The sequence below is a fragment of the Pontibacter sp. H249 genome, from assembly GCF_037892465.1.
Taxonomy (GTDB): domain Bacteria; phylum Bacteroidota; class Bacteroidia; order Cytophagales; family Hymenobacteraceae; genus Pontibacter.
In genome coordinates, this window is the sequence record NZ_JBBKTR010000020.1 from 86,537 (window position 1) to 97,865 (window position 11,329).

Genomic DNA, 11,329 nt, shown 5'->3' on the forward strand with positions numbered 1-11,329 from the left:
GAGGCTGCTTCTTCTAATTAATACGCCAATGCTTGTAGGCAATGATAAAGCATATACTCTGTAGAGTATTAGTCTTCAAGTATAAACCGTACAGCCCGGGTTTCAGAGTAGTAGTAATCTTTTCTGAAATCTTCTATAAATCCTACGTGGCCTCCTTCCTCCGGAATCTCAAAAAAGAAGTATGGGTTTGCTTCTGCTTCCTGCATTGGGTAGCAAGGCTTACCCAAAAACGGATCGTTTTTAGCGTTTACTAGCAGCGTTGGTACTTGGATATTTGGTATGAACTGCCGCGAACTAACGCGTGCATAATAGTCTTCAGCATCTTTAAATCCGTGTAAAGGGGCTGTGTAACGGTTATCAAACTCGGGGAAAGACCAAAGTATACTATAGTCCGTTAGATCAACCTCATCGGGATACATTTGTCTTTTCTGCTCCAGTTTTGCACCTAAAGTTTTTAAGAAACGCTGTGTATATATTCTGGATATTTGTTGAGCCGACGATTTAAGATCTACTGGAACAGAAAAGACAGCTGATCGCCTAACTTCTGAAGGTACTTGCTCCGGAGACTCACCAAGATATTTTAGTGTAATGTTGCCGCCTGCGCTAAAGCCAACTAAATACACATTGTCGTAATTGCCGGCGTCTAAAGCATGGCGCACTACAAAATCCAAATCGTCGGAGGCGCCCAGGTGGTAGGAGCGGAGCAGCTTATTTGGCTCACCACTACAGCTGCGGTAGTTCCAGGCAAGTGCATCTACACCTTCTTTATTGAAGGCTTTCACCATGCCTTGTATATAAGGCCTGCTTGTGTCGCCTTCCAGTCCATGAGAAAGTATAACCAGGTCCGACGATCCTATCCTGGACCAGTCTATGTCAATAAAATCATCATCGGGAGTTATCAGACGTTCGCGCTCATACAAAACACCATCCACTTGCCTGAACAAACTGGGAATTATGGTTTGCAAATGGCCATTGAAAAGATAAAAGGGCGCTTTGTGTTTAGAAGGAACAATAGGCATGGCTAAAGAAATTTATGGCTACTGTTGTAGTTATATATACGACTTGATGCGAAATTAAGCTATTATTAACTTCTTATATATCAATATTATTCTTTTGTGCGTATTAATAGCAGTATCAATTATTATAACTATGAAAATTGCACCAAAGTTTAAAACAATAGCATTAGCATTAACAATAGGTCTGTTTACTTTCGCCTGTTCTCAGGAAACTCAGAACGAAACTAACGCTGAAATTGATGAGGCACAAGCTGAAATGACAGAGGCAGGCAATGAAATGGACCGTGAGTATAATGACTTTACCACATGGGTAAGCACCAATACAGAACGTGCCGAGACAGTAACAGCTGATGAGTACCGTGAAATGCGTACCGAATATAACCGCCGTTCCGCTGAACTGGAAGCTGAAAGCAGCAACTGGGATGAAGAAACCCGCAGAGAATGGGAAGAAGTAAAGGCTGACTGGAACGACTTTGAAAACAAGGTACAACAGCGTTTAGGAAATATTGAAGATGTAGACGTAGATGTTGATGTAGACAAAAACTAACTAGCTTACATCCGTTCATTATAAAATGGCCACTAGGTTAAATCTTGGTGGCCATTTTATTTCAGTGCAACAGTACATTTTAATCCCGAGAACCTGACTGTTTATACTTTAGGTAAACAGAGATAAATGTTAGGACTAAAAGGTTCTGTTTGTTACCTTTGCAAACCAAGGTGTACTGTAAAAAAATATAGTGAGGTGCTTTGGAAATTAATAGTAAAGGATTTACCTTTGCAAACTCATTAGAGAACGGAATAAAAAGAAAGATATAATAGTATAAAATAATATGGCTAACCATAAGTCGGCATTAAAGAGAATCAGAGCGAATAACGCTAAACGTCTTCGTAACAGATATCAGGCGAAAACTACTCGTACTTTTATCAAGAGATTAGAAAACCTTACTGATCAGGCCGAGGCGCAAGAGCTTTACAAGACAGTTTCTTCTATGCTTGACCGTCTTGCCAAGAAAAACATTATTCACAAAAAGAAAGCTGCAAACAACAAGTCTAGACTTGCTAAGTTTGTAAACGGCCTGGCCGCAGCTTAATTTTTGCTGAAGCAGTTTCAAGAAAGCCTTATACGAAAGTGTAAGGCTTTCTGTGTTTATTAAAGCTTAATAATTGTAAACTAGAAAGCATTGTGGGCTGCTATAAATCTTTGTCTATTGTGTGTTAAGCTTTATACTTGATAAGCTGCAGTTTATCATAATAACTACGGCTGTCAAAATAGCTTGTAAGTAATTTGCAGCATTACAAAAAAATGGAAATGGCGCAGGTATAAAGTATACCTGCGCCATTTCCATTTTTTTGTAATTGTAATTATAATTTTAAGCTATACTTAGCTTGATCATGTTTGTGCGCTTTTGCTCATTTATAGGCATACTAGCTGTGTTAATAAACACATCGCCTTTGTTAATATAGCTACCGTCTAAAAGCGCCTGCTTAATGTCTGAGATAGTGGCATCAGTAGACTCAAACTTATCGTAGTGGAAGCCACGTACACCCCAAACCAGGTTTAAAGTGCTCAACAATTTTATATTTTCAGTAAAGATGAAAATGTCAGATTTAGGACGGTGTTTAGCCAATTGGAAAGCAGTATAACCAGACTTTGTCATGCCAATAATCGCACGAGCATTTGTATCGCGGGCAAGGTTGCAGGCATTAGCTACAAGGCTATCGCTGAAGAATGTATCAGAGTGCGGGTTAAGTATATAGGTTTTATTAAAGATATCAGAGTGCGTCTCTACGGTTTTAATGGTAAGGCTCATACTTCTGATTGTTTCGATAGGATAAGCGCCTACAGCAGTCTCTGCGCTTAGCATAAGGCAGTCGGCACCATCAATCACAGCATTAGCAATGTCGTTTGTTTCGGCACGGGTAGGACGCGGGTTCTCTATCATACTTTCCATCATCTGAGTGGCAATGATAACAGGCTTAGCAGCTTTGTTTGCTTTCTCTACAAGCATCTTCTGGATCATCGGCACCTTCTCCATACCCACTTCCACGCCTAAGTCGCCACGAGCCACCATGAGGGCATCAGCTGCATGTATAATCTCATCAATGTTCTTGATGGCCTCCGGTTTTTCTATCTTGGCAATTACACGGGTGTCTTTACCACGTTCTTTGATGATGCGTTTGATCTCCTGTATGTCTTCTACCTTGCGCACAAATGAAAGGGCAACCCACTCCACGTCATTATCCAAGCCAAAGTGTAGGTCCCGAATATCTTTTTCAGTTAAAGATGGTGCAGAAACCTTGGTGTCTGGTAGGTTAATACCTTTTCTTGGCTTTACTACTCCGCCATATCGTACTCTTGCCTCAATGGTGCAGTCTTTATCGGTTGTAAGAACAGTTAGTTCCAGTTTGCCGTCATCAAGCAGAATTGCATCGCCCACGTTTACGTCTTTGGCAAGTTCGGTATAGCCGGTAGCCAAGTGGTCTGAGTTGCTGGTAGAGCCATCGCAAATTAACCTGACTATCTGGCCCTCTTTTATCTCTACGCCACCGTTCTCAACTTCTCCAACACGTATTTTAGGGCCCTGTAAATCCTGAACAAGACACACGTTTGTGTTATGCTGGCGGTTAATTTCGCGCACATGCTCAATAACCTGCTGGTGTGCGGCATACTCACCATGAGAAAAATTTAGTCTGAAGGCATCTACACCTTCCTTAATTAAAGCCAGCAAGCGGTCGTGTGAGTTACACGCCGGGCCTACAGTTGCAAGAATCTTAGTCTTGTTAAATGAGATTTCCATATTTAGAAAAGTAGATTCTCTTTGAATTTTAGTGTAAGTGGATCAAATTTTTTAACGTATTGCACCAACTGTGTTTTAAGAATTTTATTGATAAATTCTTGTGGGTACAGCTGTTGCATAGCACCTGATATCTGTATAACATAATCATACTCTTTTATATCAGGTAGCAAAAAGGGCTTTTTTAATGTTGTTGTTACCAAAGCTTTGTTACGAAGCAAACGCACAATTGTATGCTCTGTAATGTGTTGGTAATTTGAGATGATCAGTCTGTCCTTACCGAAAAAATCATAACACAAGTCCTTTTGCCTGCTTAAACGTAAATCAAAAATGTTGTTAAGTGCCCATGCTAACTTGTAATCCTTTACAGGAGATACAACACCGTAAACATCAAAGTCGTATTCGTAATCAATGTCTAACCGCAGCGTTTTCATGAGTAGGTAATGGATAATCCCAAATGTAAAACCTTAATGCTGCAAAACCGAAAGGTTGCAGAAAAACTTTCAACATACAGCGAAGAGTATAATTTTTTTTGACATTGTCTGCCTAATTATATTTCTTTGCACAGTGTTTTAATAAACTATAAGAAAAATGTCAGAAATCGCAGAAAAAGTAAAAGCTATCATCATCGATAAGCTTGGTGTTGAAGAGTCAGAGGTTACACCGGAGGCTAGCTTCACTAACGACCTAGGCGCTGACTCACTGGATACAGTTGAGCTTATCATGGAATTCGAAAAAGAATTCAACGTGTCTATTCCAGATGATCAGGCAGAAAACATCTCTACTGTAGGTCAGGCTGTTAGCTATCTGGAGGAGCACGCAAAGTAATTTTTGCTTTTAAACCTATTAGTATAAATCTCTACCTATCTATCCTCTACTAGCAGCTTATGGAGCTTAAGAGAGTTGTAGTTACTGGGCTTGGCGCACTCACGCCACTTGGAAATACTGTTTCGGAATACTGGAACGGCTTGGTCAATGGCGTGAGTGGCGCAGCGCCTATAACCCGCTTTGATGCGACCAAATTTAAAACTCAGTTTGCCTGCGAAGTAAAAGGATACGACGCTGAGAAATACTTCGACCGTAAAGAGGCCCGCAAAATGGACTTATTTACGCAGTTTGCGATGGTAGTGGCCGATGAGGCTGTTACCGATGCAAACCTGGTTGAAGGAAACTATGATCCTGATCGCGTTGGTGTGATTTGGGGATCTGGCATTGGTGGTTTACGCACGTTCCAGGAGGAATGTGTGAATTTTGCCCACGGCGACGGTACGCCGCGCTTTAACCCGTTCTTCATCCCAAAGATGATCGCTGACATCAGCGCGGGCCATATTTCCATTAAGTATGGTTTCCGAGGGCCAAACTTTGTAACCGTATCGGCTTGTGCGTCTGCCACAAACGCTATCCTGGACTCTTACAACTATATCCGTTTGGGTATAGCCGATGTAATTGTAACAGGTGGTTCTGAGGCTGCCGTAACAGAGGCTGGTATTGGTGGCTTTAATGCCCTGAAAGCCCTTTCAGAGCGTAACGATTCTCCTGAGACTGCATCGCGTCCGTTTGATAAGGATCGTGACGGTTTTGTGTTGGGAGAGGGAGCCGGTGCCCTGATACTGGAAGAGTATGAGCATGCGAAAGCACGTGGTGCCAAAATTTATGCTGAGGTAATCGGTGGCGGTATGTCTGCTGATGCTTATCATATTACTGCTCCACACCCTGAAGGATTAGGTGCCTTGAACGTAATGAAGAATGCGCTTCGTGATGCTGGCATACAGCCGGAAGACGTAGATTACATTAATGTGCACGGTACTTCTACACCACTTGGTGATGTGAGTGAAGTAAAGGCTATCCAAACGATTTTCGGAGAGCATGCCTACAAGCTTAACATCAGCTCAACGAAGTCGATGACAGGCCACTTGCTTGGTGCTGCTGGTGCCATAGAAGCCATAGCTTCTATTATGGCGATTCAAAACCAGACGGTTCCACCAACAATCAACCACTTTACCGACGACGAGACCTTCGATCCAAAACTGAATTTCACATTCAACAAAGCACAAAAACGTGAAGTTAAAGTTGCCCTAAGCAATACTTTCGGCTTTGGTGGTCACAATACATCTGTTTTATTCCGTCAATTCAAGGATTAATTAGTGTTTGGGCCTATTAAACCAGTTCGGCGCGTCTATCATAAGCTTTTTACCAGAGACAGAGAATTAGTACGCGCTATTGCTGGGATAATTGGTGTAACGCCAGATAATATTCGCCTTTATAAACTTGCCTTAACGCACACCTCATTTGCGCGCCAAACATCTGCTGGCAAACATGAGACGAACGAGCGGCTAGAATTTTTAGGAGATGCTATACTTGGTGCTGTAGTGGCAGAACACCTTTTTAATAAGTTTCCTTACGAAGACGAAGGCTTTTTAACAGAGATCCGCTCACGCATTGTAAATCGTGAGTCGCTGAATCATATTGCCCTTAAAATTGGCTTAAACCTGCTGGTTAAGGTAGATACCTCTAACCATAGCATGCGGCATAAATCTGTAAACGGTAATGCACTAGAGGCCTTGGTAGGTGCCGTGTACCTAGATAAAGGTTACGACAGAACCCGCCACTTTATACTTAAGAAGCTTATTAGGCCACATGTTGACCTGCACAGCATCCTGAACACAACAGCTAATTTTAAAAGTAAGCTGATTGAATGGGCCCAGAGCCAGAACAAAGAAATTCGATTTGAGATTGTAAAGCGCAAACAGCACGGTAATACAACCGAATTTACATCAGAAGTATATCTTAACGACGAACCTATAGCAGTTGGCGTAGGACTGTCAAAAAAGAAGGCTGATCAGGCTGCTGCTGAGAAAGGCCTTGCTCACCTGAACCTTTCTTAGTTGATCTTTGCTTACCGCATGAACATGTAAGGACGCGATACCGCGTCTTTTTTGTTATTATGCAGTACATTAGAATTATGTGCTAAGTATAAAGTATAGATTATGTGCTGCTCCGAATAGTAATCACTTCCCCATCTGCTGGTTATTTCAAAATCGTCTCCCCATAACACCTTCCTAATACCTCTCTAAAAACCCATAGTTAACTTCTGGCAGTGAATAACTGATGGCGAACAACAAACAATACAGCAATAAGAATTAACTTGCCAGCTGTTACTTGCGTTATTAAACTCCATGAAAGAAACCAGATTAATGCTGGCAGCTGCTGCGCTCAATCAGACTCCGATGGATTGGGACAACAACCTGCAGAATATAAAGGATGCCATCACAGAGGCGATAAACAACAAGATACAGCTACTATTACTGCCTGAGCTTTGCATTACCGGTTATGGCTGCGAAGACATGTTCCTGAGTCCGTGGTTATCTGAGGTGGCTTTTGAGAAGCTACTGCAAGTAAAGGAGTGGTGCGAGAACATAACAGTGGCAGTTAGCTTACCTGTTTTTCTGGAAGGGAAAGTATACAATACAGCCTGTGTCATAAAGAACAAAGAAATTAAAGGCTTTACGGCAAAGCAGTTCTTAGCAAACGATGGCCTGCATTACGAGCCGCGTTGGTTTACGCCCTGGCCTGCAAATGAGGTAAAGCAGTTCGAAATGCAGGGGCAGACGTACCAGATTGGCGATATCATTTATGAGGAGCAAGGGGTAAAGTATGCCTTCGAAATATGTGAGGATGCCTGGCGACCTAACCGACCAGCAGAACGCCACATGCCCAAAGGTGTACAGCTTATACTTAACCCAAGTGCCAGTCACTTTGCCTTAAGCAAAACCGATGTCCGTTATAGGTTAGTGGTGGATGCCTCTAAAAAATACCAGTGCGCTTACATGTACGCGAACCTGCTAGGCAACGAAGCAGGCCGTGTGATCTACGACGGAGAGGTGCTAATTGCGCAGAACGGCAAATTAATACGTAGGAATGAGTTGCTGTGCTTTAAGAATGTAGACCTGGAGTATGCCGAAGTATGTTTTTCCGACAAACCTGAAATAGCTGAGGTTATTGATTATCTGCCGCCCATTGATGAAAATAAAGAATTGATTGCAGCCCTGAGTTTGGGATTGTTTGATTACATGCGCAAGAGCCGTAGCCGTGGGTTTGTGCTTTCATTAAGTGGTGGGGCTGATTCATCGTTGTGTGCTGTGGCTGTGGCTGAGATGGTGCGCCGTGGTGTAGAGAGCTTAGGCTTGCTTGGCTTTGTAGCAAAGCTTCAGATGTTCTCTATTCGTGATGCCGCTTATATTGAGGATCAATCTCCAGAAAATGCGCAGAAGGAACTAGTAAACAGGCTGCTTACCTGTGCTTACCAGGGAACTGTCAATTCATCAGACGATACCTTTAATTCTGCTAAACAACTTGCTGAAAGTATAGGGGCAAAGTTTTACAGCTGGACTATAGACAATGAAGTGATAGGTTATACTTCTAAAATAGAGGCTGCCTTGGAGCGCCCTTTAACTTGGGAGCAAGATGATATCACACTGCAAAACATACAAGCCAGGGTACGTGCACCAGCTATCTGGATGCTGGCCAATATTAATAACGCGCTGCTTTTGGCTACATCTAACCGAAGCGAGGCTTCTGTGGGCTATGCAACCATGGATGGTGACACAGCGGGTAGTATATCTCCAATAGCAGGCATCGACAAAAGCTTTATCAGGCAGTTCCTGATCTGGGCGCAGCAGGAACTGGGATATGAAGGGTTGCAGTACGTAAATAATCTGCAACCAACCGCAGAGCTAAGGCCATCTTCTGAGGAGCAGACCGACGAGAAAGACCTGATGCCTTACCCGGTACTCAATCAGATTGAACGTCTTGCTTTTTATAACAGGTACTCGCCTAAGGAGGTATTTGCCATACTTAACGAACAAAAGGTTGCAGCGCCGGAGCAGTTACAAAACTGGATAAATAAGTTTTATACATTGTGGTCCAGAAACCAGTGGAAACGTGAACGCTATGCACCATCTTTCCATCTTGATGATTATAACGTTGACCCGCGCAGCTGGCTCCGCTTCCCGATCCTGAGTGGAGGGTTTAAGGAAGAGTTAGCTGCATTAAACCAGCAATAGAAATACAAAGAAAGGCGTTGTAAGTATTGCAACGCCTTTCTTATAAAGTATTATTATGCTTGTAGGTTTCAAATTAGCTGCACCCGAAAGGCTTCAAGTTTTTTCCATATCTGATTTGTTGTAACTTTGGCTACATGAGCATCACCCTAATGAATCTACTGAACTACATTACCTGGAACGTTGATCCGGAAATATTCAGTATTGGCCCCGTAAGTGTACGCTGGTACGGTTTGCTGTTTGCCCTAGCCTTTATATTTGGGCAACGCATCCTTACAAAAATATATGTAGCTGAGGGCCGCACCGAAGGCGACGTAGACGTGATCACGCTGTACATGATTATAGGTACGGTAATTGGCGCACGCCTTGGACATACTTTATTTTACTCGCCAGAATATTACCTAAGCAACCCGATCGAGATATTGAAGATATGGGAAGGTGGATTAGCCAGCCACGGCGCCACCATTGGTATACTTTTAGCGTTATGGTTGTTTAGCCGCAAACAAAAGTTCGATTACCTGTGGGTACTGGATCGTATTGTAATTGTAGTTGCATTGGGCGGAGCTTTGATCCGTTTAGGCAACCTGATGAACTCTGAGATTATCGGACACCAGACCACCGTGCCATGGGCATTCTTGTTCGAACGCCTCGGCGAAAACCCGACAGTACCACGCCACCCAACGCAGCTATACGAATCATTGAGTGTTTTCCTGCTGTTTGTGCTGCTTTATTGGCTTTGGAAGAAGTATAAAAGTGCGCTGCCAAAGGGCTTGCTTTTCGGTATTTTCGTTACAGCTTTGTTTACTTTCCGTTTCTTTGTGGAGTTTTTAAAAGAAGATCAGGTGGAGAAAGAGGCGACAATGGCGCTTAATATTGGTCAGCAACTGAGTATTCCGCTTATCCTGATCGGGCTGTTTATACTTTTTAAAGTATGGCGCAACCCTAAACCTGCGTTGCCAGGAGGCAGACTGGAAGAAAAATCTAAAGTATAAAATAGTAAATACTAAAGCTTGTAAAGCCTCTTTGCCTGACTGGCAGAGAGGCTTTCGCTTTTATAAGGTGTACCGGTACAAATTGCCACCTTCGCTGGTTATAATCAGTGTTTGATCATCTTCAAAAGCTACTGCCTCTGTTTGGCCGGCTTCTTTCAGGCTTATATTTTGATACTTTCCTTCATAAAAAGCATCTACAGAAGTATAGTCTGTAAAGAGGTGAAGCTGCCCTTCGCTTATAAGCAATACAGTTTGCGTGTTCGGGCTAATGGCAGCTCCTGTTACCTCTGCTTTAAGTTTATGGCTGCCAATAAGCTTTGCCTTATAATTTCCGGGCTTATCAGGTAAGCGGTATACTTTTGCAGTCGCTCCCTGGCCTCTGTCTTTTGATACCAAGTATATGTTGCCGCCGTGCCAGAAAATGGCTTCGCAGTCGAAGTTTCTTTCCTTTTTAGCTGGCGGGTATTTCTTCTGATCTTCGTAAGTATACCGTATAGCCTGCACCTGCTCCGGGTTGTTTAAATTAACTTTATATACTGCCAGTTCTTTACGCTTATTGTCGTTATTACCTGTATCGGCAATGTAGATGTTACCTTCTTTGTCTTTAGCTAAATCTTCCCAGTCTACATTAGGCAGGTTCAGTTTATAGGTTTGTTCTACCTGGGCTTTATTGTTTAGCCGGTATAGGTGTGGTTTATTGCCAGCATCGTTGTGGGTAAGGTAGCTATTAGGTTTTAGCACTACTACGCCAGAGCTTTCGCTTATTTCACTGGGTAGCGAGGCTATTCTCTGGAGGCTGCTGGTGCGGCTATTTTCTGATGCAGGTACAGCATCTGTAGCAAAAAAATGAGGACGTAAAAAGTATAGCATAGCGGCTATAGCCACCACAAATACAGTTAAAACTTTGATCATAAGCTTCATAGTTTGTTTTCGAGAGGTCATATGTTACAGTACTTTACTTAACGAGAAGTTTTAACAGACGTTAGAACATTTATTCAGCAAAATTTCTGATGATGTTGTTGTAACCATAAGTATAAACCAGACCGCCCCATGACGATCAAGAAAATTAAAGAAACTTGCCTGTATGTAAATGATCTGAAAAAGTGTAAAGCCTTTTATCATAACCAACTGGGCTTTGAGGTGATAGGGGAGGTAAAGGATCGGCATATTTTTTTCAGAGCAGGCGAGTCGGTGCTGCTGTGTTTTATAGCAGAGGCATCTAGTAAAGGAGGCAACTTACCGCCACACTTTGGCGCAGGTCAGTTGCACCTGGCCTTTGAGGTAAGTAAGGCAGATTATCCCACTTGGAAGGAGAAAATAGCTAAATTTAGTATACCCATTGAGCAGGAGTTTGACTGGGGCGGCGGTTACCTGTCGTTCTATTTCCGTGACCCGGATAAGCACCTGCTGGAGGTGGTGATGGAGGGGATGTGGGAGAGAAAATAAGCTGCCCGCAAAAGCCTACT

At 42.8% G+C, this 11,329-nt stretch carries 12 protein-coding genes; 8 read left to right on the plus strand and 4 right to left on the minus strand.

Annotation, left to right across the window (positions count from 1 at the left end; translation table 11 throughout):
• Nucleotides 1–68 precede the first annotated feature (68 nt).
• Nucleotides 69–1,019, minus strand: coding sequence for a YheT family hydrolase (locus WG943_RS19435; protein ID WP_340411526.1), 951 nt, complete (start codon nt 1,017–1,019; stop codon nt 69–71).
• Nucleotides 1,020–1,149: 130 nt separating this feature from the next.
• Here WG943_RS19435 and WG943_RS19440 point away from each other — a divergent pair, with 130 nt between their 5' ends.
• Both WG943_RS19440 and rpsT read left to right on the plus strand, forming a co-directional pair.
• Entirely contained in the window at nt 1,150–1,563 is a 414-nt protein-coding gene (locus WG943_RS19440) for a hypothetical protein (protein ID WP_340411528.1), read from the plus strand.
• 283 nt (nt 1,564–1,846) lie between these two features.
• Nucleotides 1,847–2,107, plus strand: a complete 261-nt coding sequence (gene rpsT / locus WG943_RS19445; protein WP_340411529.1) for a 30S ribosomal protein S20 — start codon at nt 1,847–1,849, stop codon at nt 2,105–2,107.
• A gap of 279 nt (nt 2,108–2,386) precedes the next feature.
• Here rpsT and pyk read toward each other — a convergent pair whose 3' ends face one another.
• The gene (gene pyk / locus WG943_RS19450) at nt 2,387–3,814 is read right to left on the minus strand and encodes a pyruvate kinase (protein ID WP_340411531.1); all 1,428 of its coding nucleotides are present in this window, start codon (nt 3,812–3,814) and stop codon (nt 2,387–2,389) included.
• Between the two features lie 2 nt (nt 3,815–3,816).
• Nucleotides 3,817–4,245 (minus strand): IPExxxVDY family protein, encoded by a 429-nt coding sequence (locus tag WG943_RS19455; protein ID WP_340411533.1) that lies wholly within the window; start codon nt 4,243–4,245, stop codon nt 3,817–3,819.
• A 157-nt stretch (nt 4,246–4,402) separates the two neighbouring features.
• Here WG943_RS19455 and WG943_RS19460 point away from each other — a divergent pair, with 157 nt between their 5' ends.
• From WG943_RS19460 to lgt, 5 genes are all read left to right on the plus strand, one after another.
• Nucleotides 4,403–4,639 carry an acyl carrier protein gene (locus tag WG943_RS19460; RefSeq protein ID WP_025609494.1) on the plus strand — a complete coding sequence of 79 codons (237 nt, stop codon included), beginning with the start codon at nt 4,403–4,405 and terminating at the stop codon, nt 4,637–4,639.
• Between the two features lie 59 nt (nt 4,640–4,698).
• Nucleotides 4,699–5,952, plus strand: coding sequence for a beta-ketoacyl-ACP synthase II (gene fabF / locus WG943_RS19465; protein ID WP_340411537.1), 1,254 nt, complete (start codon nt 4,699–4,701; stop codon nt 5,950–5,952).
• A gap of 3 nt (nt 5,953–5,955) precedes the next feature.
• Entirely contained in the window at nt 5,956–6,696 is a 741-nt protein-coding gene (gene rnc / locus WG943_RS19470) for a ribonuclease III (protein ID WP_340411538.1), read from the plus strand.
• Between the two features lie 291 nt (nt 6,697–6,987).
• The gene (gene nadE / locus WG943_RS19475; protein ID WP_340411539.1) at nt 6,988–8,874 is read left to right on the plus strand and encodes an NAD(+) synthase; all 1,887 of its coding nucleotides are present in this window, start codon (nt 6,988–6,990) and stop codon (nt 8,872–8,874) included.
• Between the two features lie 149 nt (nt 8,875–9,023).
• Nucleotides 9,024–9,863, plus strand: a complete 840-nt coding sequence (gene lgt, locus WG943_RS19480; protein ID WP_340411546.1) for a prolipoprotein diacylglyceryl transferase — start codon at nt 9,024–9,026, stop codon at nt 9,861–9,863.
• A gap of 60 nt (nt 9,864–9,923) precedes the next feature.
• Here lgt and WG943_RS19485 read toward each other — a convergent pair whose 3' ends face one another.
• Entirely contained in the window at nt 9,924–10,775 is an 852-nt protein-coding gene (locus WG943_RS19485; protein ID WP_340411540.1) for a hypothetical protein, read from the minus strand.
• A 138-nt stretch (nt 10,776–10,913) separates the two neighbouring features.
• Between WG943_RS19485 and WG943_RS19490 the strand changes: the two genes are divergently transcribed.
• Nucleotides 10,914–11,309 (plus strand): VOC family protein, encoded by a 396-nt coding sequence (locus WG943_RS19490; protein WP_340411541.1) that lies wholly within the window; start codon nt 10,914–10,916, stop codon nt 11,307–11,309.
• Nucleotides 11,310–11,329 lie beyond the last annotated feature (20 nt).